Genomic DNA, 22,715 nt, shown 5'->3' on the forward strand with positions numbered 1-22,715 from the left:
CGTTTCCCGACAGGTCGCATGATGTTTGGTTATAATGGGGTAACCCGTTATCACATAGGCTTCATCTAAATATAGGAGGGTTAAGCATGATTAAAACGCGTAAGTGGTCGGGCATCGCACTGACAACCGCACTCGTCGCCGGCTTATTGGCCGGTTGCAGCGGCAAAAACAACAATGACAACCAAGGTGCAAGTCCAAGCGGTACAAGCAGTTCTAGCAGCACGGCATCGGCAAGCGCATCGCCTGAGACGTTAAAACCTCTTAATTTCTCTTTCTACAGCGAGGATCCAAGTCCGAACTGGACGAATATGCAAGACGATGTGGGTAAAGTCATTACCGAAAAAACGGGAATTACGCTTGATGCTGAATTCGCGGTCGGCGATCCGGTCCAAAAATCGGCCCTAATTGCTGCAAGCGGCGAATACCCGGATCTCATCAGCGCGAAGAACAGCATCAATAAATTCGTTGACGCGGGTGCGGTACTGGACCTGACGGACTTGATCGAGCAACATGCTCCTAACCTCAAGAAATTGTACGAAGGCCAAATGAGCCGTTTACGTTATAGCAATGAAGATAAATCGATCTATGTCATTCCGACATACGCTTTGATAAACAATACGCCGTTCAAGGCAGAGGGCGGATTCGAACTGCAACACCGTGTCGTGAAAGAATTGGGATATCCTAAAATTCGCACGGTAGCCGATTTCGAGAAAGCGATCAAAGATTACCTTGCCCTTCACCCGAAAGACGAGAATGGCAACCCAAATATCGGTTTGACTCTTAACGCGGATGACTGGCATATGTACATTTCCGTTACGAATCCTGCGTTCTATACGACGGGCGGAGCGGATGATGGCGAGTTCAACATCAATGTGGATACGCAAGAAGTGACTTACCATTTCCGTCGTCCGGAGGAGAAAGAATACTTCCGTTGGCTGAACCACATGAACGCAGAAGGGCTTCTTGACAAACAAAGCTTCGTGCAAAAGTACGACCAATACAAAGCGAAAATCGCAACAGGCCGCGTACTCGGTTTGATCGATCAACAGTGGGACTACGATGACGGCGAAAAAGCTCTTAAAGCTGAAGGCAAATTCGATCAAGGCTACGGTCACTATCCGGTTACGATGACGGAAGATACGAAGGATACTTCGTACTGGCCGACTGGCTTCATGGCTGGTTACGGTATCGCAATTTCCAAAGACAATCCGGATCCTGTCCGTGCGATTAAATTCTTGGACTTCTTGGCATCCGAAGAAGGTCAAGTGCTAGTCAACTGGGGGATTGAAGGTAAGCACTACAAAATCGAGAACGGTACTCGCGTAATTCCGAAAGAGGTTAACAACCGTAAAATCAATGACGCAACGAACTTCCAAAAAGAAACCGGTATCGGTCACTACCAAAATATGACTCCGCGTTATGGAAACGGTGTTAAAGATTCTACTGGCAACTACTTCACAACGGACAACCCGGCTCAAATCATCGAAGGCTATAACGATGTAGAGAAAGAAGTTCTTGCTGCTTACGGCGCACAAACATGGATCGATCTGTTTCCTAAAGAAAGTGAATTCAAAGTTCGTCCTTGGGGCGCGGCTTGGAACATTCCGATTCCAGGAGACAGCGAAACCACGATCATCGAGAACAAGCTGAAAGACATCACTTGGAAACGCATTCCTGAAGCCATCTTGGCTAAACCGGAAGATTTTGATAAAATCTGGGATGCGTACATGAAGGATCTCGATAAAGCAAACGTAACTAAAGCGGAAGACCTTCGTGAAGCATTAGTTAAAGAACGCGTAGCATTGTGGAGCGAGTAATCCCGCGCAGTTGCGAATGAAGAGAAGAGAGCCCGGCATTGCCCGGGCTCTCTTTCCCATTAGAAAGGAATGAGGAATGATGGTTCCATCCGGCAGGAAAGATTGGAAGCTGTGGTACGCTCAGCCGGCTTCCGTATGGGAAGAAGCATTGCCGATCGGCAATGGCCGATTGGGGGGCATGATCTTCGGTGGGACGGATGTCGAGCAAATCGCGCTTAACGAGGATACATTATGGGCCGGATTTCCTCGGGATACGATCAATTACGAGGCACGTCGGAACTTGCAACGCGCGCGGACGTTAATCTTCGAAGGTAACAACATTGAAGCTCAGAAGCTTATCGATGCTAAAATGCTAGGTCAGGATTGCCAGCCCTATTTGCCGTTAGGTAACGTTATTTTAACTAAAGCTTACGCAGGAAACGTTGAGAAGTCTTCGATCGAGCAATACCGGCGAGAACTGAGTCTGGCTGACGGAATAGCGACCGTATCTTACCGTTCGGATGGGAATACGGTGCAAGGGGAGTATTATGCAAGCGTCCCCGATCAAATGATTTGTATTCGCTACATAGCTCAAGAAGGGAAATTGAATTACGATATTGCTTTAGATTCTCCGTTGCGCTATACGACAAGATCCGAGGGGAATTCGCTTGTCATGTCGGGACGGGCACCGAGCCATATTTCGGATAACTACACAGGAGATCATCCTGCGCCGATTCTGTACGAGGAAGGACTTGGCTTGCCGTATGAAGCCCGGTTGCAAGTAGAAACAGATGGTGTAGTGATCGCGGGAGATGGCAAGCTTGAAGTGAGGAACGCGACACAACTGACCCTCATGATAGCTGCCGCGACTGGATTTGTGGATTATCGCTCTTTACCGGATGAAAGCGGGTTGTCGGACAGGTGTAAGGTGGTATTATCAGCCGCCGGAACGCTGGGTTATGAACAATTGAGGCTACGCCACACGGAAGAGCATATGAAGCTGTTCAATCGTATGGATCTTCAGCTCGGTTCAAGCCAGAGTGAGGACTGCGATGATCAGCCAACGGATGTACGGTTGTTTGCCTACAAGGATAAGAAAAACGATCTTGCATTAGAAGCTTTGTATTTCCATTATGGCCGATATCTGCTCATGGCCAGCTCCAGACCGGGCACGCAACCGGCTAATCTTCAAGGGATATGGAACCCGCTCGTCCAACCGCCGTGGAACAGCGATTACACGGTTAACATTAATACGCAGATGAACTATTGGCTTGCCGAAGCCGGTAATTTGAGCGAATGTCATGAGCCGTTGTTCGATATGTTAGAGGATCTGAGCGCAAGCGGGAAGCGTACGGCGGAAATCCATTACGGTTGCCGGGGCTGGGCGGTAAACCATAACGTAGACTTGTGGAGAATGTCTACTCCTACGGGAGGAAGCGCGTGCTGGGCATACTGGCCTTTAGGCGGAGCATGGATGGTTCGGCATCTGTGGGAACGTTATTTGTTCGAAGGAGATGTCACTTTCCTGCGAGAACGTGCCTATCCGTTAATGAAAGGCGCGGCCTTGTTTTGTTTGGACTGGTTAGTGGAAGGACCGGACGGAGCATTGGTGACGAATCCTTCTACTTCGCCCGAGAATTCGTTCCTAACGGCAGATGGACAATCATGCAACGTCACGCATGGCTCTACGATGGACATTGCGATCAGTCGCGAGTTGTTCTCGTCATGCTTAGAAGCTATTCGGATTCTAGACGTGGATAAGGAGCTACGGGTTGAATTGCTCGAAGCGATCGATAAGCTGCCGGATTACAAGATCGGTAAATACGGACAGATCCAAGAATGGTACATGGATTACGAAGAAGCGGAGCCGGGACATCGGCATATATCGCATCTATACGGTCTCCATCCCGGGGATCAGATCCATGAAGGGAAGCCGGAACTGTTCAAGGCGGCCGTGGTTACTTTGGAAAGACGATTGACCAATGGCGGCGGACATACCGGATGGAGCTGCGCTTGGTTAATTAACCAATTCGCTCGCCTGAAAGACGCAGAGCAAGCGTATGGCAGCGTGCAAACCTTATTGACTCATTCCACTTATCCTAATTTATTCGATGCCCATCCGCCGTTTCAGATAGATGGGAACTTCGGAGGCGCTGCAGGCATTCTTGAGATGTTGGTGCAAAGTCATCTCGGTACCATCGAACTGCTGCCTGCCTTGCCTCAAGCTTGGGAAGCGGGGCGGATACGCGGAATAAAAGCAAGAGGCGGATTCACGATCAACATGGAGTGGCGAAATGGAGCATTAGTTGAGGCCGTATTGCTAAGTGAGAAGGGCGGCAAATGCAACATCTGTTATGGGAAATCTGACATTATCATCTCGTCAGAGCTAGGATCGTCCGTTGAAGTCGACAATGGGACGTTCGAAGCGATCGCAGGAGTCAACTACACGGTTCGGATTCAATAATTTAGGGTACTTATGCTAATAAAGAGAAGCTAGCCGATAGGGTCGTATTAGACCGAAGGCTGGCTTCTTTTTGTCTATTGTGGAACATAATGGACGGATTGCTCGTTATAAGTGTAACTCATCTTAAAGTATGGATATAGGGGGCATTTCAATGAAACTTAAAGGAGCAGTAGCGATCGTTGTCGCGGCGCTGCTAGTGGTCGGTTGCGGTAAAGAGAAGGATAAGCAAGATATCCCTAAGCCTTTCAATTCGCCGTTGAGCAGCGTGGACAAGCGCTTAGTCGAAGCGTCGAATGCTTTCGGTTTCCGAATGCTGCAGGATATATCGAAATCGAAACCGGAAACCAATCGGTTTGTGTCTCCTATAAGCATTTCCACGGCTTTAGCTCTTGTATACAATGGCGCAGCCGGTGAATCGAAGGAAGCGATGGGAAAGGCGATGGGGATAAACGAATTCAAATTGGATGATCTCAATAACGGATATCGTGATCTGATACATCGGTTGCGAAGGTCGGATGACGGTGGAAACGAGTTGTCCGTCGCTAATTCTCTATGGATGAGAGAAGGGAAAACGTTCCATGATTCCTTCGTTCAACGAGCCAAGGACAACTATAATGCGGAGGCTACGGAACTTGATTTTAAAAGCCCCAATGCCGTCCAGAAAATGAACGAATGGGTAGAGCAACATACGAACGGGAAAATAACGGATATCGTGAAGGACATCGATGCCGAGGCGATGTTATTCGTTGTGAACGCCGTTTATTTTCAAGGAGCATGGTCGGAGCCCTTTCAACCGGGAATCACGAAGAAAGCCGACTTCTACAGCGCGAAGGACCAATCCTTTTCCGTAGATATGATGGCGAGAGGAGGGCACTTCGAGTATTTCGCCAATTCCGACTACGAGGCGATTAAATTGCCGTTCGGCAAAGACGAGTCCGCTTTCATGACCGTGTTCCTGCCAAGCGAAAGAACGGGGCTCAGTCAACTTCAAGAGAAATTAGCGCGTGATCCGAAGCTCGTCTCAATGCCGTTTGAAGTACGGCAAGGCAGCATCGAATTGCCTAAAGTAAAGTTCGAATATCAAATTGAACTTAACGACGCATTGAAATCGCTTGGAATGGAAGAAGCGTTCGATCAGACCCATGGGAATTTTTCGTTGATGGCGCCGGAACCCCCGAATTTATATATCGGCAGCGTCAAGCATAAAACCTTTCTGGACATGAACGAACAAGGAACGGTCGCAGCCGCTGCGACTGTCGTAGAAATGTTGGCTGGAGCGGCACAGCCGGAAGATCCGTTCCGGATGACGGTGAATCGGCCGTTTCTGCTCACGATAACGGATAAAGAGACAGGTTGCATCTTGTTCATCGGTACGGTAACGGATCCGACTGGATGACGTTGCGCCAATTAGATTGACATTAAGTCTTAAAGCGTTCTCGCGTGAATGAGATCCATTCCTTTGCTGCCAAAGACAAATAACCTTCGCGTTTCCACGCCATGGCAAGCTGCCATGGAATAACAGGGTTCGCGAGCGGCAATACGCGGACTTTATTCGGATCGAGAGACCTGCATATCGTGTCGGGAAGCATGGAGATGCCAAGGCGTTCCGCTACCATCTCCCCGATAAAATCCCATTGCGAGCTTTCGTAAACGATATGCGGGTCGAAGCCTTTTTCCTTACACTCGTTAATGATACGCGCATGGAGAGCGAATTCATTATTGAATAGGATGAAGCTTTCCAGCGCCAGGTCGGCAAGCTCGATTTCGTTTCGAGATGCAAGCGGATGTTCCGGATGCAAGATCACGTTCATCCGTTCTTTAACGAGCTGAAACGAATCGAATATGCCCTCGTCTACAGGCCATAACACGACGCCCGCATCGAGCAAACCTTCCGCGATATTTTCTTCGATTTTTCTCGCTCCATCTTCCACAAGCGTAATCGAGATTCCCGGATAACGATCTTGAAAGCTCTTAATAACGGCTGGGAAAAAACGCGCACCCGCCATAGGAGGCATTCCAATGCGAATGCTTCCTTTCTTTAAATAAGCGAGATCATTAATTTCAGCTTGCATGTTATCGAACATTCGCAAAATCGGACCGGAATATTCGAATAGGGTCCGGCCAGTCTCGGTCAGCACCACTTGCTTACGATCCCGCTTGAATAATTCGGCGTTTAACTCTAGTTCCAAGTTCTTAATTGTTTTACTGATCGTAGGCTGCGTAAGATGAAGGGCGTCCGCCGCCTTCGTAAAGCTGTTGCTACGTACGATTTCCGAGATGATTTGTAAATGTCGGATGTCCAAACTCGCTCAGCTCCATAGACAGATGGAATGAAAACCATGAAACATATTCATTTTACCCATGATTAATCTGTCTGTATACTTGTTGAAGAAGGAAGCGAGGAGACATCATGAAGAAACTGCTAAAAACGATCTTGCAAATCATAGCCTTCATAGGGATTGCCCAAATATCGGATGTTATCGTCCAATGGGCGCATTTGCCCATCTCCGGCAGCATTGTCGGCATAGCGATCACTTTTGCTTTGCTTCAGCTGAAAGTGATCCGCGTAGAATGGCTAGAATCAGGGTCCAAGTGGCTGATTGGTGAAATGTTATTGTTTTTCATTCCGGCAATCGTAGGCATCATTAATTATAGGAGCTTGGTACTGCACAGCGGGTTATGGATAACGATTACGATCATCTGCAGTACGATCGCCGTCATGTTATGCGCGGGGTTAGTCGTACAACGACTTGGAAGACGGAACAAGGAGGTCGTCTCCTAATGGAAGGATTGTTCTGGTTAGTGTGTACGATCGCCGTCTATTGGGGAGCCAAAAGATTATACAGAAGGGTGCCTAAAGTTTATTTAACGCCGCTTCTCGTAACCCCCGTCTTGATCATCGCTTTGATCGAGATCGGTGGAGTTTCGTTCGATACTTATGACAGTGGATCAGGCTATCTCACTAAGCTGGTCGAACCGGCTACGATCGCGCTTGCCGTCACTCTCTATAAACACTTGGACGTGCTCAAGAAAAATGCCGTGGCCATTTGCTCGGGCGTTATTTGCGGAGCCGTCGTTTCTATAGTGACATCGGTTGAAATGTCGCACTTATTCGGTTTAGGCACGGCGATCACGGATAGTCTTGCCCCTCGCTCCGCGACGACGCCAATCGCGATTGCGGTATCTCGCTCTATCGGAGGGGTCCCTACGATTACTGCCGTTGCAACGATGATAACGGGGCTGCTAGGTTTGGTCATGGGTCCTTACTTGGTCAAATGGTTCAACATTCGAAGTTCGGTGGCTAGAGGAGTATTGTTCGGCACTAGCGCTCACTCCGCCGGGATCAGCAAAGCTCTCGAATACGATGCCGTCTCAGGTTCGGTAGCGGGAATCGCCATGATGCTTACTGCGTTCATTACACTGGCGGTTGCACCCTGGTTGATGTCTTGGATTTGATAGGGGCGCGCATCATGAGATTGTTCGCAAAACAAGGACGTAGCAGAATGAGACCTTCTGCTACGTCCTTGTTTTATTTTTGTCCAGCCTGCAAGTCTAAGGTCTGTTGTTTATAAGCCTGGTGAAGATTGGCGAGCGCTTCCTTGATTGTAGCTGCATTTTCGGATTGGACGGCTTCGTCTAACGCAATATTCGCTTGGAAGAAGCCATTGCCCGTAATCGATAATCCAGCTACGCTAGTTACAGCTATGTTTAGAACGCCTTCGCTTTGCTTCAAGTCAGTAGATCGGATGGCAATGGATTCAAGTTGCGTCGCCGGGATGGACTCGACGGCTTTCAAGGGAATCGCTTCTACTGAATCAACTGAGCGGACAGTCGTTTCGAACTTCGCGACATTCTCCGACAATGCTTTTTCATAGGCGGCTAGCGTGAATTTCCAATCGGTTACCGTATCTGGCGCGTACTTCGTAGCGACCTCCAGCGGATCGATGATCTTAGTTGCGGATACGGTTGCGATTTCGTTAGAAGGTGTCATTGCGCTAATTTCCGTAACTAAGGCGAAAGGGGAATGGACCTGCTCCATCTTAGTTACATATTGCTTGACCATGGGGCCGGTAGCGGCGCTTGCGAAATAGGACGGAGTGGCAACGGCGGAAATTAACAAGGTGGATAGGGCGATACGTTTAGCTAGAAAGGCATGTTTCATCTTTAACAGCTCCTATTGGGTTTGGATTGGCTTACAGGACTCATAATATAGCCCAACGATGGCACAACGTTGGTGGAATTGTGGAAAAACGATGGCAAGCCCCAGCTTGGCTCGCACGGTTGTTATAATGGGAATAAGTTTGTTAAGCCGGAGGATAAACCATGAATGACTATTTAATTGCCGTCGTTGACGACGACCGGAATATACGCGAGTTAGTCGAAGCTTATTTGAAAAAAGAAAATTATCGTACCGTCGGGTTGGAAAGCGCAGAGGAAGCATTACAACAGTGGAAAAGCGATCCGCCGGACATGTGGGTGTTGGACGTGATGTTGCCGGGAATGGACGGTTACGAGTTCTGCAGAACCATCCGCAGCGAAGCCGAAGTGCCGATCATCATGATTTCCGCACGGGATAACGAAGTCGACAAGATCCTCGGATTGGAGCTTGGAAGTGACGATTATATGGTTAAGCCCTTCAGCCCTCGCGAACTGGTCGCCCGAGTAAAGCGCCATCTCCAACGATGGTACAAATCTAGGGCATCGGACGACGTTGCCCAAGATTCGCAATCATCGATGCGCATCGAAGTCGGACGACTTCAGTTGCTGCTTGAAGAGAGACGCGTCATCTGGAGCGGGGAAGAAGTCGAAGCAACGAGCAAGGAGTTCGCGCTGCTACGAATGTTCGCCGAGAGACCGAATCGAGCGTTCACCCGGGACGAGATTCTAATCTTAGTCTGGGGCGACGATTATTTCGGCAGCGATAGAGCGGTAGATCATCTGGTGAAGAGGTTACGCAAAAAAATAGACCAGCTTCCGATCGAATCTGTGTGGGGACATGGCTATCGATTACGAAGCGAGGGAGGCGAACTGTAACATGAAATTGGCTCATCAGATCAATTTGGCTTTCGGTATCCTGATCGCTCTCGTCATCGCGGTTACCGCAATCATAAACCACTACGTTCTATTGGATCATTTCGTCGGGGCGCAGAAAGAAGAAATGCAGGAGATCGGACAGGAAATGACGGCACAGCTTCAGTCCGTTCAGCTAGAGAAAGCGGAGATCGGTGTAGCCAACACCGTACAGGCTCTTCAACCCGTAATGATTAAGAATGTCGCAGCGATGATCACGGATGACAAAGGAAACGTCGTTTACGGCACGGCTCCTACCGCAATGGCATCGGTTGCTTCGACAAAGTCGTTCCAGATGACGGCTCCGATTAGCGTACAACAGACGACGATCGGTGTACGCAAGATGATTGAAGGTAAAGATGATAGGTTCGTCGTCTCTGCGACGGCCATACCGCAAGGGACTCTGACTTTATATACGCCTATGGGCAAGATTAAGTCGATCGAACAAGCTTTGCTAGGCCGATTGCTAATCGTGCTGTGCGTCTCGGGGGCGCTGGTCTATTTGATAAGCTTGCTGATTACGAACAAACTCATTAAGCCGCTAATAAAATTAAGAGGAGAACTTAAGAAAGTGGAAAGCAGACATTTCTCCGAAGTACAGCTCGTTAAAGCGGGAGGAGAAATCGGTGCGGTTGCACAAACCGTATACGACCTTGCGGGAGAACTGGAGAGGTACAACCGCGTTCAGAAGCAATTTTTCCAGAATGCTTCGCATGAATTGAAAACTCCCTTGATGTCGATCGCCGGCTATGCGGAAGGAATTCGGGACGGCGTGTTCGAAGCCGAAGGGGCAAGAAAAGGCTTAGAGGTAATCTTGAGCGAAAGCGGAAGATTGAAGAACATCGTCACGGAAATGACGTTGCTTGCGAAATTGGACAGCGAAGAGGATATAATCCAGATAACCGAAGTGGACATAAGAGAATTATTAACGGAAACAAGCGAACGAGTTAATCCTTTACTTGTCCAAAGAGGCTTAAAGCTGCGGATTCGGAATGAAGAGTTGCATAATGAACCGATTCTAATCCGAGCCGACCGCGATAAAATCTCGCAAGCGTTGCTTAATGTCGTGTCGAACGCTACCCGATATGCTAAAGAACAAATCGATATAGAATTAACATGTGATCACGACGATGCACGGATAGCGATATCCGATGACGGAGCGGGATTTCCAACCGCGTTGCTGCCGTATTTGTTCCATAGGTTCGTTAAAGGCAAGGACGGAGAATCCGGGCTAGGGCTGGCCATCTCGCGAGCGATCGTGGAGAGATGCCAAGGCCGGATTCAGGCAAGCAATCGCAAAGAAGGCGGAGCGGTTGTCACATTGACTTTACCGCTCGAAGGTAAGAAGAGAGCTTGGAATGTGAGAAACATGAATAAAGCAGTGTAGTAAAGGACCGACTTCGCTTAAATGCGAGGTGGGTCCTTTGATCATTATCGACGTTCAATTCATGTGCCCATTCACGATAACCAGATAATCCCATGACAAATATCGACAATCGGTGATAAGATTCAATAGGTAAATACTACCGGAAATAAATAACATCGATGATATTGAGATGGCTTCGGAGGACAACATGAGCGAGCAGGAATTGGAGTTGCAAAATTCAAACGTCGAAAATATAGATGAGCGAGAACGGAGCGAAGAAGACAGGACCGAGGAAGAAGTTGCTGCATACGTCGGCAGTAAAGCCAATGTGTATCTGATAAAGTGGAATCACGGCAGTATGTGGAACTGGTCGGCTTTCTTCATGGGCGTCTATTGGATGTTATATCGTAAAATGTATATGTTCACAACGTTCGTGCTGTTTGGGTTTTCGATCGTAACTACGGGTATTTATCAAGTCATGAGCATGCTGGAATTCCCGATGGAAGACTATCCTTTGACATTTATGATCGTCGTATATGCGATCTTCAAGCTAAGCGTTGGCGTGATCGGCGATTCGCTCTATCAAGTTCACGTTTCCCGCAAACTGGCGAAGCTGAGTCATGAAACGGACAACATATCTAAACAGGAGCTTACGAGAAAGGGAGGTACTCATACCGTATTTCCTAGTATTGTGCTGTCTCTTCAGTTAGTGTGCTACATTGTTGTTTTGATCGACGAGGATATGCTAAAGTTCAAAGCGCAATCCAATTCATTAGAAACAACAGAAGCATCTGAATTCGCGATCCGAAAAGGCAGTATGGCTGAAATGGCGACTGCGATCACGGGTTCCAATTGGGAAGATAAAGTCGGCTATCAGCGTCTAGTCGAATTTAGCCGTTGGATTCTCGAGGAGTGGCGGGGACAGGGAGCGGATATTGAATTACTTGGAAACGATCGGACGGCAGAGGCCGAGCTTTGGGCTCAGATGGCGTTGGAATATTTTGACGAGCCAGGAAACCGGGATAATACGTTAGTTGATGCGATGAGATGGATCGCGGATATATGGCCGACACTGATGTCATCAAGATCAAACGAGCGGCATCCGGAGTCCGCAGAGGATACGGGTAAAGTTGCGCAGCATGAGAATAAACAAACGTCGACACTTGAAAGTAAATTAATTGAAGCGGTTATCTATGACGAGGAAGCGCATGTAAAACAATTGCTGGCGGAAGGGGCAAACCCTGACGCACGCGATGAATATGGGCAAACCGCCTTAATGTTAAGCGGATACTACAATCATCCCGGTATCATGAAGCTGCTTCTAGCCGCTAATGCCGATGCGACATTAAGCAAGGACGACGAAGGAGGCAATGCGCTGCTCTACGCCGTGAGCGATAGCCTCAATATCAACGGAGAAATCAACAAGTCGGAAGCGGATGTCGTTGCCATGGTGAAGCTACTGCTCCAATCCGGCAGCGATCCGAATAGCCGTTATACTTCAGGACTGTTAGAGGGTCAAACCGCGTTAATGGAAGCGGCACGTTCGTATCCGCAAGCGGCTGAACTATTGCTACAAGCAGGTGCTGAGCCGAACGTAAAGGATCAGAACGGAAACATTCCATCGGAATAGCGAAACACATATTTGCCAGGCGACAAGAAGATTATCGCCAACTAAATCCGGCACAGCTCTTTCGGGCATTGCTCGCATCTGCATAGGTTCTTCAAGTAATCTAAATTTTTAATCGTAATGGTTCCGTCGCGCACGGAAATTACATCGGCTTTTTTTAACTCGCTGAGCATCCGATTAACGCTTTCGCGGGCACAGCCGATGTAATCTCCTAATTCGGTGTTCGTCAGTTTGAGAGAAATATGTAACCCGTTATTATCGACTAAACCGTAGCTATTGGACAAACGGATTAAAGTCGAACAAAGCGCTCCCTGCTTCCCGTACATCATCAGATCGCGCATCCTCGTTTGGGTCAGCCTCTGCATATAACCCATCCAATTCATAAATTCGATAGATAATTCCCCGTATTGCCACAGTAAAATCTCCAGATCGTTCTTTTGAATAATTCCGATTTCACATTTTTCAACCGTTAAAGCGGTAAATTGATGCTTGGGCTCTTCAAAAGGTTCCAGCTGTCCGAATAAATCGCCCTCATGATAGAGCGACATGATGTATTCTTTTCCTTCTTCGCTGAACTTCGTTACCTTGACTCTTCCGGAGTAGAGAAAAAACAGTTTGTCGGCAACATCGCCTTCATGAAAAATCGCTATGTCCGAGTTGAATTTATGCGGATGCATAATTTGTTTCAGCTTTTCCAGACTCCCTTTCGAGAAGCAGAAGGAATTCCGGACAAGACAGGCCTTAGGCAATGCGCGAACGGATTCCATATGAGGCACCTCCTTCACCATTAATGCCAGTATAACAAGGCTCTCGCGAAGGAAGTGTGATTTGCGTCACATTTAATATTATGACACTAAATATAATTTGACAGTGACTATCAAAATGAATATACTTCCATTATATCGGTCGACTACGACCGCGAAAGGTGGAGGTTCAAATGCTAAATTCAAATTCGCGAAAATGGTGGGTGCTCGGCGCGCTCAGCTTCGGTCTTCTAGCCGTCTCATTGGATTTGACGATTCTCAACGTCGCATTGCCCACTCTAGCATCCGACTTGGATGCTTCGACAAGCTCGCTTCAATGGATTGTCGATTCTTACACTCTTGTCCTGGCCGCGCTGCTGCTTCCAGCAGGAATGCTCGGAGACAGATTCGGTCGCAAGAAGTTTCTGCTCGCGGCATTAGTCGTATTCGGCGTCGCCTCTGTTGGGTGCGCCTTCTCCGATTCCTCGATGACTTTGATCGCGATGCGCTGTTTTCTCGGTTTAGGGGCTGCGTTTATTATGCCTTTGTCAATGGCGGTACTTCCGGTACTCTTCGAGGGAGCGGAGCGTACGAAGGCGATGATGCTATGGACGATGGCAAATATGTTCGGAATCCCTCTCGGTCCGATTTTAGGCGGATGGCTACTCAAGCATTACGATTGGGGATCCGTTTTCTTGATTAACTTGCCGTTCGCCGCCGTTGCGATTATTGCAGTAGCTTGGTTATTGCCTGAATCTCGAAGCGCAGTTCGAACGAGCTTTGACGGAACTGGAATCGTAACATCCAGCTTAGGGTTAATCGGTATAACTTATGGAGTAATCCGCGCCGGAGAGCACGGATGGTCCGATCCGCTTGCATTAGGAGCAATCGTCATTGGCTTTCTGCTTGTATTATCCTTCGTGCTATGGCAACGCCGAACGTCACATCCTCTTATCGATCTGACTCTATTTCGTTCGGCGCGTTTCACGTGGGGCGCCGTGCTGGCAACGATCGCGACCTTTGCCATCTTCGGTCTTCTGTTTGCAACACCCCTTTACTTCCAAATTATCCAGGGGGCGGATTCGTTATCGACCGGTTTGCGTCTGCTTCCGTTGATCGGTGGATTGATCGTCGGGGCCAAAATAGCGCAAAGCCTCATATCCGGTTCCGGAGCCAAAGTCATTGCAGCGATAGGATTCGGCGTAATCGCGGTCGGTTTGGTAATTGGAGCAATGACCGGAGTAGATAGCGGGTATGGTTACGCCGCGATATGGATTACGATAACGGGGTTTGGACTAGGAATGGTCATGCCGACTTCGATGGACGCCGCGCTTGGAGAACTATCCGCCGAAAGAAGCGGCATAGGATCCGCGCTTATTATGGTGATGCGCCAAGTCGGCGGAGCGTTCGGCGTTGCCTTGCTGGGTACCGCGCTTAACTCCACGTATCGATCCCAGTTGGATCTGGGCGGCGTTTCGGATTCCGTCGCCGAAACCGTCCGTCAGAGCGTAGTAATGGGATCGATGATCGCAGATCGAATGTCTTCGGATTCTCTGCGGCTAACCGTGCATCAATCGTTTGTTCAAGGAATGGATATCCTTCTTATCATTTGCGGCGGATTTGCTATTGCGGGCTTGGTTCTTACCATATTGTTCCTACCTCGAACATCCGATGCGCATCCGTCTAAGCAAGCGGTTAAGCTCGACCTATAACGTTGCCCATACCTCCCAAAAAGGGTAAACTGATAGGGAACATAAAAGAGTAACCGGGAGGCACGCGCGTGTTAACAGACGATCAGCCTAAGATCGGGCTTCGCGAGCGGAAAAAGATAAAGACTCGGGAAACGATCCAGCAGAACGCCATTCAACTTTTTCGCGAGCAAGGATATCAAGAGACGACGATCGAGCAGATCGCCGAACGCTCGGAAATATCCCCCAGCACTCTATTCCGTTATTTTCCGACGAAGGAAGCACTCGTGTTGAGCGACGAATTCGATCCGTTACTCATTGAATATTTTCGAAAGCAGCCACGGCAGTTAACTCCGATACAAGCTTTCCGCCAAACGATCAAAGATGCAGCGGGTCATATTTCAACGAGTCAACGTCGGGCCATTAGAGAACGGATGGAATTGATCATGTCGATCCCGGAGTTACGGGGAGCTAATATGAGCCAAACTTCTGAAACTTTGGTTATGATTGCTGGATTGATCGCGGAGCGAGAAGGGAAGTCGAGTAGCGATCTTGCGGAACTTGCGCTTGCTGGGGCTATCGTAGGGGCGGTACTAGGGGCACACATGTATTGCGTTCAGCATCCCGAAGCGGATTATATCGATGTGATCGAACAAATAGTAGCGAAGCTGGATGATGGATTCTGAACAGCGGATTCAACAAAAAACTACGACCCTAAAGGGATCGTAGTTTTTTGTCTTCAGTAGTAATCAAGCCTCGTAATTGAATTGCCAGGTAATCCCGAACTTATCTGTTATACTGCCATAACATTTGCTCCAAAATGTTTCTTGAAGCTCCATGCCGACCTTACCGCCTTCTTTTAATCGATGAAAGGCGGTTTGAACTTCTTCCAAGCTGTTACTTACTATGGATAGACTAATATTGTTACCTGTAATGAATGGCATGCCGGGGAACACATCGGAGAACATGACATTACTTCCGCTAATATTAAGTCGCGCATGCATAATTAAATTTTTGGCTTCTTCGGGAAGTTCGAATCGGGGGTCCGGCGGATGATCGCCAAAAGTCATAAAGGGAGGCTTACCCGTTCCGAAAACTTGCGCGTAATACTCGACTGCTTCACGACAATTTCCATTGAAATTCAAATAGACGTCGACAGACATTTGCCTCGCTCCTTCGCCAGATATTTGGAATGCTCCACATCATTATAGGGATTTTTATTCGATTTATACAAACCTTCGATTATTGAATTTGCACCGTTATTTTATAAATAGATCACATTAAATAGAATAATACGTTAGAATGGATGGGGATATCTAAGGAATAAATCGGCAATTCCCTATCCATGGAATGATAGAAAGCGAAGTGGTAGCTTGAGCGTAATGGAAGTGATCGTTCCTATATTTACTCATTTAGTACCGATACTCTTTTTTGTATATATGGGCATTGAAGTACTGATGCGTAACTCGAAAAAGGTCGAGCATCGTCTGGTGAGCCTTACTTCGTTATGCTTTTTGCTGTTGTTCATGGAAGAATACGTAAGAAACCAGCTCCCTTTGGACTATAGCCCGGAGCTAGCCGCGAAATGGTTCAGCACGATAGGGATTTTGATTCCCGGGATTGGCTTTCATTTATTCATAAAGCTATCAAACTTAGACAAGAAGCTGCCGCGATTTGTATACCCGTATTTATTTTATTTACCTGTTCTGTTCGTTCTCGTCAATCTATTCACCAACGATAAAATGATATCCGCGAATGAATTTTATCATGAAGGCTTATGGAAACTGCCTGTATATAACAAACCTTATTACATAGCGATGACGGCAAGTATCGTTAATAATTTGTTATATTTGATTCCGCTTATGAAAGTCAGAGCCAACGCCAAGACGAGAGAGCTTAGGGAAATCTATCATCAATTGATCTTTGGCGTCCTCATATCCGCAACCTGGTTTACCGTGTTCGGGTTGATTGATTTCGGAAGCAGCTTACCGCCTTATCCTTATTTGTACGGCGGCGTGTTATGGTGTTTCTTCCTCCGTCAGACGATGAAGAAATACGATTTCCTCAATTTCGTCGACAAGCGGTACGAGAAAATGTTTAACCTGAACCCCGCGGCGATCTTGCTCCTAGACCATCAAGGAAATATAAAAGAAGCCAATCCAAGTGCCAAGCAATTGTTCGATCGCTTTCGACTCGATTATGCTGAATTTTATGCTTTGATTAGCGAAGAGATAAGACAGCGAATTCATAATTTAGAAGCGATAAGCCATGTGGAGATGACGCTCCATAATGGAGATCATCGATTGGACGTTCTAATAGACGGCGATTATTTAATGGTAGAGTACCAGCCTTACATTATTCTCATTTTGCGCGATATTACGAAGCAGAAGGAAGATCAAAGAGAAATTACGTTTCTTGCCTATCATGACCCTCTGACGAGGCTTCCTAATCGCAGATACTTCTATGACAACTTAGAATCGGCGATCCAAGAGGCTGGAAATCTACAACATAAACTTGCCGTCGTTCTGATCGACCTTGATTACTTTAAAGAAATTAATGATAAATACGGACACCAATTCGGAGATCAAGTATTAATGCACGTGGCCAACAGGATTCAAGAAACGATTGCCCCTGATGGGATGGCAGCGAGATTGGGAGGGGATGAATTTGTGTTCTTTATTCCTTCGGTTACCTCGATGCTGCAGGTTGAAAGTATGATTCATCATCTGCAAAATTCATTGGAGCAACATGAGCTCTTGCATGCGCAACATCCGATTTCCCTGAGTATGAGCATCGGTGCGAGCCTCTTCCCGGACAATGGGAAGGATGGGGATGCTTTGCTTAATAGCGCGGACAAGGCGATGTATAAGGTTAAACACAAAGGTAAAAATGCTTATCATATATTAACTTGAATAGCATTGTTGCAGCAGGTTGTTATAAGGATCTGATGACGACAGCACCGATAGGGTCATCGTAACTGCTTAGGTAATGGGAATAAATACAATTCAAAGTTCGACCATTATTTAACATAATAAGTATATTTTTATTGGAGATTTTTTTGTAGCCCTTCTATGATGAGTTCATGCATATTTTTACCAACGCGCATACATCAGGGGGAGAGTCATGAGATCGGTAAGGACGAAGTTACTTGGATCGTTTTTAATCGTGTTTATTTTTGTCGTCGTGCTTGGAGTCAACGGCTTAACGCAAATTAAGAAAATGGGGGATTTTACGAAGGACGTCACAACGAATTGGTTGGTCGGTATCGAAGTAATCAATCAAGTGAACATGAACATCGAGCAATTTTTAGGGAATTACTACCAAACGTTAAACGTGAAAGATCCCGAGCAAATGAAGAAAATAGATGAGTCGAACAATACGCTTATTGCCTCTATTGAAAGCGGTATTTTGAAATATGGAGACACTGTAGGAGATGGAGACAGGGAGGCCTATGGGACCCTTAATGAAGCATGGGGACGTTTTCAGAATGGCCTCGCCGTATCGAAGTCGACTACGGCAAGCAAGGAAGAACTTGCTCAAGCGACAAAGGATGTGGGACAGGCTTTTACGGATCTAAGAGGATCGGTAAATGCTTTGATTACATATAATCACGATGGCGCTGTTCAAAGCCAGACGGATAGCGATAACATCTACACGAAAACATCGTCGGCACTATTTTATCTGGGTATCGCCATTTTGCTCGTTATCGGATTATTGGCATGGGCACTGATCGTGAACTTGACTAGGCCTTTAAGAGCAACAACGAATTTAATGAATCGAATTTCCATGGGCGATCTTAAAGTAGATCCTCTCGTGATCAACCGGAAGGACGAATTCGGGGTCATGATGGAATCCGTGAATAGAACGTTGGCCAACCTGCAATTGTCGGTCAAACAAATGCAAGAAGCTTCCACTTCGGTAGCGAATGCATCCGCTCAACTGTATGCCAGCTCCGAACAAAACTCCGAAGCGGCAAGACACGTATCGGAATCGATCGGACAAGTGGCCATCGGATCCGAGGATCAGGCAAATACGGCAACCGAATGCGGTCGCGTCATTGACGAGATGGCAGACGGCGTTCAGCGAATCGCGGAGACGACAGGCGAGGTTTCGGAATTGTCTCAGAACGCTGCGACTCGCGCGAACGTAGGATTAGAGCGTATCGAAGATGTAACGGATAGAATGCATAGGGTGTACCAATCCGTTGAACGCTCCAGCGATACGATCGGCAAGCTGGAGGAGCAATCCCAGCAGATTAGCGAGATTTCCGCATTAATAAGCGATATCGCCGCACGTACGAATTTGTTGGCTCTGAATGCCGCGATAGAAGCTGCTCGCGCCGGAGAACACGGCAAAGGCTTTGCGGTCGTAGCCGGGGAAGTTCGCAAACTGGCTTCCCAGAGCGATGAGTCTTCCCAAGGCATTATCGAACTAATAGCTTCTATTCAGCTAGACACGGTTAGCGCGGCTGCCACGATGAAGAAAAGCCTTGCCGAAGTTCAAGAAGGTGTCGTAGCGGTTGAGCATGCCGAGCAAGCCTTCAAGGAAATCGTCGTATCGACCGGCGAAGTTTCCAGTCGAGTTCAGGAAGCGGCAGCGGCAGCGGAGCAACTTGCGGCAAGCTCAGAGGAAGTCGCGGCGTCGATCGCGAATATGGGACATATCGCGAGGCAAACTGCCGGAATGTCGCAGCAGGTCGCGGCAACAACGGAAGAACAATTGGCTTCCAGCGAAGAGATGACTAACTCCTCTCAGACTTTGTCGGGAATAGCTAAAGATCTTAAGACAATCGTAAGTAAATTCACGGTTTAATTAAACAACGAAAGGCGTGAAAGAAGTCATGAAGTATAGTTCATTAGGAAGATCCGGTCTCAAAGTAAGCAAGCTTTGTTTGGGTACGATGAACTTCGGCGTGGATACGGACGAGAAAGAGTCGTTCCGCATTATGGATGCCGCATTGGATGCAGGCATCAACTTCTTTGATACCGCGAATATTTACGGTTGGGGCGAGAATGCCGGAAGAACGGAAGAAATTATCGGGCGCTGGTTCGCGCAAGGCGGAGGACGCCGGGAAAAAGTCGTGTTGGCCACCAAGTTCTACGGAGATATGAGCGACTCTACGGACGGTCCCAACACGGATCCCGGATTATCCTCGTATAAGCTGCGCCGCCATCTCGAGGGCTCGCTTAGACGGTTGCAGACCGATCATATCGAACTATATCAGATGCATCACGTTGATCGCCAAGTTTCTTGGGATGAATTATGGGAAGCCTTCCGCGTCGTGCTGAATCAAGGCAAGATCGGATATGTCGGCTCTAGTAATTTTGCCGGACGAGACTTAGTTAAAGCCCAGTATGAGGCCAAGTCTAACCGAATGCTGGGATTGGTTAGTGAGCAGCACAAGTATAGCTTGTTATGCAGGCTACCTGAACTAGAAGTATTGCCTGCCGCGGAAGAGCTTGGCATCGGTGTAATCGCATGGAGCCCGCTAGACGGCGGATTGCTTAGCGGACATGCCTTGAAGCCGATCGAAGGCTCCAAGAGAGCGAACAACCCGGAACGAGTGGAGAAGCATCGCGAACAGCTTCTTGCGTTCGAAGCGCTATGCCGAGAGATCGGAGAACAAGAAGCGAACGTTGCATTGGCTTGGACGTTGGTACAGCCTTCTATGACCGCACCGATTATTGGGCCGAGAACGCTTGAACAATTACAAACGGCACTACGCGTTGTAGATATCTCGTTAGATGAGTCTACGCTTAACAGATTAGACGAAATTTTCCCCGGCCCCGGAGGTTCAGCCCCTAAAGCCTACGCATGGTAATGTTTAGATTAGATTAACAGCTCATATTAAAGGCGATTTCTATCCGATTATCGATCGGTGAGAAATCGTCTTTTTATTATGCGTACATTTTTCACAAATATCGAAAATGTTCACTATGAAATCCATTGATTTGTTCATCTTTTACGCAATGTTGCTCTACCCCGAAGACAAGGTGCGACCTTAGACTGAGGTCATGCCATCCAGTTGAGCAGAACGCTTTCCACAAGGGAGGAACAGCCTTTCAATCCGACTGAACAATTAACAGTTCACACGAGTGAACAAAGAGGGGGACCCTACTTCTTATGCCGACTAGAAAAACATTTATTCGCGAACTGATCACTAATCGGATTTTGTTTATAATGCTGCTCCCAACGATCGTATTCTTCCTTATTAACTCTTACGTCCCAATGGTGGGAATTTACTATGCGTTTACTCGATTCGATTTCAATACAAGCCTGTTTAATAGCCAATTCGTTTGGTTCGACAATTTCGAATTTTTATGGAAATCAGGCATCCTAACGAAGCTAACTTTGAACACGCTCGGTTATAATCTCGCTTTTATCTTGTTCGGTAATATTCTCGCCATTATATCCGCGGTTCTGTTAAGCGAATTGAAGTTGAAATGGTTCAAGAAGCTGGCTCAATCGATCATGTTCTTACCTTACTTCATTTCCTTCGTCATTCTTAGCGTCATCGTCTATAACTTGTTCGGTTACGAGAACGGTTTTCTCAATACCTTCCTGAAATCATTCGGCTTGGAACCCGTGGACGTATACAATACGCCTTGGTTATGGGTCATACTCGTTGTCGTCTTTTATATATGGAAAAACTTAGGATACAGCATGATTATTTATTTGGCGGCGATTACGGGAATAAGCGAGGAGTATTACGAAGCGGCGAAAATCGATGGAGCCAATATTTTTCAGCGAACGTGGTACGTAACGATTCCTATGCTGAAGACGACATTCATCGTACTTTTGCTATTCGCTCTGGGGAGCATCATGAAGGGGCAATTCGATCTGTTTTATCAATTGATCGGCAACAATGGAGTTCTATATAACGCGACTGATATTCTCGACACATACGTTTACCGCTCGCTTAAAGTGACCTTCGATATCGGAATGGCAAGTTCAGCAGGGTTGTATCAATCGTTGTTCGGATTCGTGCTTGTCATGACAGTCAACTCTATCATTCGTAAAGTAAACGAAGATTACGCCTTGTTCTAAGGGGGGACGAACTTGAAGATCAAAGAGGATAAATATACGGGATTGTTCCATACCATTGCGTTTGCGGTAATCATCTTAGCCGCGGCAGCTTGCCTATTTCCCTTCCTATTAGTCATTTCCGCTTCATTTACCCAGAATGAATCGATAGTGAAGGACGGCTTTCATCTTATTCCCAAAGTTTTTTCTCTTGAGGGCTATCGCTTAGTGTTTCGCTTTCCCGAACATATTCTGCGCGCTTATGGGGTTACGGCATACACGACTATCGTCGGAACGCTGCTAGGATTGCTGTTCATTACGATGGCAGGTTACGTTCTGCAACGCAGAGATTTCAAATACCGCAACGGATTTTCCTTCTTCATTTATTTCACGACGCTTTTCGGTGGGGGGCTGGTGCCGTGGTATATCCTCCTGACTAAGCATCTTCAACTGACGGATACTTACACGGTGCTTATTTTTCCGGGATTAATGACTCCGTTTCTAATCATACTGATGAAAAATTTCGTCCGTTCCGCAGTACCGGAGGAAATCATCGAATCCGCTAAAATCGACGGAGCAAACGATTTCAAAATCTACTACCGGATCGTACTTCAATTGTCGATGCCCGGCATAGCAACCGTCGGACTGTTTTTGGCGCTGGCCTACTGGAACGATTGGTTTCTTTCATCGCTTTTCATTAACGATCAAGATATGTACCAGCTCCAGTTTTATCTCTACAACGTAATCAACACGATTCAGTTTGTTAACCAACTGGGAGCGGGTACGGGCATATCCCTAGGCGGAGACATTCCGACGGAATCGACCAAGATGGCCATGGCCATTATTGCAACCGGACCTATCGTGTTCCTCTATCCATTTGTGCAGCGCTACTTCGTGAAAGGTTTGACGATCGGGGCCGTAAAAGGCTAGAACCTAGG

General features: G+C 47.4%; 19 protein-coding genes. 15 read left to right on the top strand and 4 right to left on the bottom strand.

The window, feature by feature from the left end; all coding sequences use genetic code 11:
• The first annotated feature begins 86 nt into the window (after nucleotides 1–86).
• The 3 genes from L3D05_RS02565 to L3D05_RS02575 all read left to right on the top strand — a co-directional run bounded on the left by L3D05_RS02565 (nucleotide 87) and on the right by L3D05_RS02575 (nucleotide 5,656).
• Nucleotides 87–1,817 carry an ABC transporter substrate-binding protein gene (locus L3D05_RS02565; protein WP_239614295.1) on the top strand — a complete coding sequence of 577 codons (1,731 nt, stop codon included), beginning with the start codon at nucleotides 87–89 and terminating at the stop codon, nucleotides 1,815–1,817.
• Nucleotides 1,818–1,893: 76 nt separating this feature from the next.
• Nucleotides 1,894–4,260 carry a glycoside hydrolase family 95 protein gene (locus L3D05_RS02570; RefSeq protein WP_239614296.1) on the top strand — a complete coding sequence of 789 codons (2,367 nt, stop codon included), beginning with the start codon at nucleotides 1,894–1,896 and terminating at the stop codon, nucleotides 4,258–4,260.
• Between the two features lie 151 nt (nucleotides 4,261–4,411).
• Nucleotides 4,412–5,656 (top strand): serpin family protein, encoded by a 1,245-nt coding sequence (locus L3D05_RS02575; protein WP_239614298.1) that lies wholly within the window; start codon nucleotides 4,412–4,414, stop codon nucleotides 5,654–5,656.
• A 22-nt stretch (nucleotides 5,657–5,678) separates the two neighbouring features.
• Here L3D05_RS02575 and L3D05_RS02580 read toward each other — a convergent pair whose 3' ends face one another.
• Nucleotides 5,679–6,563 carry a LysR family transcriptional regulator gene (locus L3D05_RS02580; RefSeq protein WP_239614300.1) on the bottom strand — a complete coding sequence of 295 codons (885 nt, stop codon included), beginning with the start codon at nucleotides 6,561–6,563 and terminating at the stop codon, nucleotides 5,679–5,681.
• Nucleotides 6,564–6,670: 107 nt separating this feature from the next.
• On the opposite strand from L3D05_RS02580, the gene L3D05_RS02585 reads away from it, so the two are divergent.
• Both L3D05_RS02585 and L3D05_RS02590 read left to right on the top strand, forming a co-directional pair.
• Nucleotides 6,671–7,042 carry a CidA/LrgA family protein gene (locus L3D05_RS02585; RefSeq protein WP_239614301.1) on the top strand — a complete coding sequence of 124 codons (372 nt, stop codon included), beginning with the start codon at nucleotides 6,671–6,673 and terminating at the stop codon, nucleotides 7,040–7,042.
• Nucleotides 7,042–7,716 (top strand): LrgB family protein, encoded by a 675-nt coding sequence (locus tag L3D05_RS02590; RefSeq protein ID WP_239614303.1) that lies wholly within the window; start codon nucleotides 7,042–7,044, stop codon nucleotides 7,714–7,716. Before L3D05_RS02585 ends, L3D05_RS02590 begins: the two co-directional genes overlap by 1 nt.
• A gap of 73 nt (nucleotides 7,717–7,789) precedes the next feature.
• Here L3D05_RS02590 and L3D05_RS02595 read toward each other — a convergent pair whose 3' ends face one another.
• Complete coding sequence (locus L3D05_RS02595) at nucleotides 7,790–8,422, bottom strand: hypothetical protein (RefSeq protein ID WP_239614304.1); 633 nt, start codon at nucleotides 8,420–8,422, stop codon at nucleotides 7,790–7,792.
• A gap of 161 nt (nucleotides 8,423–8,583) precedes the next feature.
• Between L3D05_RS02595 and L3D05_RS02600 the strand changes: the two genes are divergently transcribed.
• The 3 genes from L3D05_RS02600 to L3D05_RS02610 all read left to right on the top strand — a co-directional run bounded on the left by L3D05_RS02600 (nucleotide 8,584) and on the right by L3D05_RS02610 (nucleotide 12,326).
• Nucleotides 8,584–9,294 carry a response regulator transcription factor gene (locus L3D05_RS02600; protein ID WP_239614306.1) on the top strand — a complete coding sequence of 237 codons (711 nt, stop codon included), beginning with the start codon at nucleotides 8,584–8,586 and terminating at the stop codon, nucleotides 9,292–9,294.
• A gap of 1 nt (nucleotide 9,295) precedes the next feature.
• Complete coding sequence (locus L3D05_RS02605) at nucleotides 9,296–10,717, top strand: sensor histidine kinase (RefSeq protein WP_239614308.1); 1,422 nt, start codon at nucleotides 9,296–9,298, stop codon at nucleotides 10,715–10,717.
• 187 nt (nucleotides 10,718–10,904) lie between these two features.
• A complete protein-coding gene (locus tag L3D05_RS02610; RefSeq protein ID WP_239614310.1) occupies nucleotides 10,905–12,326 on the top strand; it encodes an ankyrin repeat domain-containing protein in 1,422 nt (473 codons plus the stop codon).
• Nucleotides 12,327–12,367: 41 nt separating this feature from the next.
• Here the strand turns inward: L3D05_RS02610 and L3D05_RS02615 are convergent, their stop codons facing one another.
• Nucleotides 12,368–13,090: a Crp/Fnr family transcriptional regulator gene (locus L3D05_RS02615; protein WP_239614311.1), complete on the bottom strand. Its 723-nt coding sequence runs from the start codon at nucleotides 13,088–13,090 to the stop codon at nucleotides 12,368–12,370.
• A 170-nt stretch (nucleotides 13,091–13,260) separates the two neighbouring features.
• Between L3D05_RS02615 and L3D05_RS02620 the strand changes: the two genes are divergently transcribed.
• Together L3D05_RS02620 and L3D05_RS02625 are read left to right on the top strand one after the other, a co-directional pair.
• Complete coding sequence (locus L3D05_RS02620; RefSeq protein WP_239614313.1) at nucleotides 13,261–14,778, top strand: DHA2 family efflux MFS transporter permease subunit; 1,518 nt, start codon at nucleotides 13,261–13,263, stop codon at nucleotides 14,776–14,778.
• A 68-nt stretch (nucleotides 14,779–14,846) separates the two neighbouring features.
• Nucleotides 14,847–15,440, top strand: a complete 594-nt coding sequence (locus tag L3D05_RS02625) for an acyl-CoA-like ligand-binding transcription factor (protein ID WP_239614314.1) — start codon at nucleotides 14,847–14,849, stop codon at nucleotides 15,438–15,440.
• Between the two features lie 63 nt (nucleotides 15,441–15,503).
• On the opposite strand, the gene L3D05_RS02630 is transcribed toward L3D05_RS02625, so the two are convergent.
• Nucleotides 15,504–15,917, bottom strand: a complete 414-nt coding sequence (locus L3D05_RS02630) for a VOC family protein (protein ID WP_239614316.1) — start codon at nucleotides 15,915–15,917, stop codon at nucleotides 15,504–15,506.
• Between the two features lie 294 nt (nucleotides 15,918–16,211).
• Between L3D05_RS02630 and L3D05_RS02635 the strand changes: the two genes are divergently transcribed.
• The 5 genes from L3D05_RS02635 (at nucleotide 16,212) to L3D05_RS02655 (ending at nucleotide 22,707) form a co-directional block, all read left to right on the top strand.
• Nucleotides 16,212–17,666 carry a sensor domain-containing protein gene (locus L3D05_RS02635; protein WP_239614317.1) on the top strand — a complete coding sequence of 485 codons (1,455 nt, stop codon included), beginning with the start codon at nucleotides 16,212–16,214 and terminating at the stop codon, nucleotides 17,664–17,666.
• Nucleotides 17,667–17,877: 211 nt separating this feature from the next.
• Nucleotides 17,878–19,566 carry a methyl-accepting chemotaxis protein gene (locus L3D05_RS02640; RefSeq protein ID WP_239614319.1) on the top strand — a complete coding sequence of 563 codons (1,689 nt, stop codon included), beginning with the start codon at nucleotides 17,878–17,880 and terminating at the stop codon, nucleotides 19,564–19,566.
• Between the two features lie 28 nt (nucleotides 19,567–19,594).
• Nucleotides 19,595–20,575 (top strand): aldo/keto reductase, encoded by a 981-nt coding sequence (locus L3D05_RS02645; protein WP_239614320.1) that lies wholly within the window; start codon nucleotides 19,595–19,597, stop codon nucleotides 20,573–20,575.
• Nucleotides 20,576–20,877: 302 nt separating this feature from the next.
• On the top strand, nucleotides 20,878–21,801 hold the full coding sequence (locus L3D05_RS02650) for an ABC transporter permease (RefSeq protein ID WP_239614322.1): 924 nt from the start codon (nucleotides 20,878–20,880) through the stop codon (nucleotides 21,799–21,801).
• Between the two features lie 12 nt (nucleotides 21,802–21,813).
• Complete coding sequence (locus L3D05_RS02655; RefSeq protein ID WP_239614323.1) at nucleotides 21,814–22,707, top strand: carbohydrate ABC transporter permease; 894 nt, start codon at nucleotides 21,814–21,816, stop codon at nucleotides 22,705–22,707.
• Nucleotides 22,708–22,715: the final 8 nt, after the last annotated feature.

Source organism: Cohnella mopanensis (genome assembly GCF_022352055.1).
Classification (GTDB): domain Bacteria; phylum Bacillota; class Bacilli; order Paenibacillales; family Paenibacillaceae; genus Cohnella; species Cohnella mopanensis.

Bases quoted from the DNA above. Each gene is read 5' to 3' on its own strand.
- L3D05_RS02565 (WP_239614295.1), top strand. From the start codon at position 87: ATGATTAAAACGCGTAAGTGGTCGGGCATCGCACTGACAACCGCACTC.
- L3D05_RS02570 (WP_239614296.1), top strand. From the start codon at position 1,894: ATGATGGTTCCATCCGGCAGGAAAGATTGGAAGCTGTGGTACGCTCAG.
- L3D05_RS02575 (WP_239614298.1), top strand. From the start codon at position 4,412: ATGAAACTTAAAGGAGCAGTAGCGATCGTTGTCGCGGCGCTGCTAGTG.
- L3D05_RS02585 (WP_239614301.1), top strand. From the start codon at position 6,671: ATGAAGAAACTGCTAAAAACGATCTTGCAAATCATAGCCTTCATAGGG.
- L3D05_RS02590 (WP_239614303.1), top strand. From the start codon at position 7,042: ATGGAAGGATTGTTCTGGTTAGTGTGTACGATCGCCGTCTATTGGGGA.
- L3D05_RS02595 (WP_239614304.1), bottom strand. From the start codon at position 8,422: ATGAAACATGCCTTTCTAGCTAAACGTATCGCCCTATCCACCTTGTTA.
- L3D05_RS02600 (WP_239614306.1), top strand. From the start codon at position 8,584: ATGAATGACTATTTAATTGCCGTCGTTGACGACGACCGGAATATACGC.
- L3D05_RS02605 (WP_239614308.1), top strand. From the start codon at position 9,296: ATGAAATTGGCTCATCAGATCAATTTGGCTTTCGGTATCCTGATCGCT.
- L3D05_RS02610 (WP_239614310.1), top strand. From the start codon at position 10,905: ATGAGCGAGCAGGAATTGGAGTTGCAAAATTCAAACGTCGAAAATATA.
- L3D05_RS02615 (WP_239614311.1), bottom strand. From the start codon at position 13,090: ATGGAATCCGTTCGCGCATTGCCTAAGGCCTGTCTTGTCCGGAATTCC.
- L3D05_RS02620 (WP_239614313.1), top strand. From the start codon at position 13,261: ATGCTAAATTCAAATTCGCGAAAATGGTGGGTGCTCGGCGCGCTCAGC.
- L3D05_RS02630 (WP_239614316.1), bottom strand. From the start codon at position 15,917: ATGTCTGTCGACGTCTATTTGAATTTCAATGGAAATTGTCGTGAAGCA.
- L3D05_RS02635 (WP_239614317.1), top strand. From the start codon at position 16,212: ATGCGTAACTCGAAAAAGGTCGAGCATCGTCTGGTGAGCCTTACTTCG.
- L3D05_RS02640 (WP_239614319.1), top strand. From the start codon at position 17,878: ATGAGATCGGTAAGGACGAAGTTACTTGGATCGTTTTTAATCGTGTTT.
- L3D05_RS02645 (WP_239614320.1), top strand. From the start codon at position 19,595: ATGAAGTATAGTTCATTAGGAAGATCCGGTCTCAAAGTAAGCAAGCTT.
- L3D05_RS02650 (WP_239614322.1), top strand. From the start codon at position 20,878: ATGCCGACTAGAAAAACATTTATTCGCGAACTGATCACTAATCGGATT.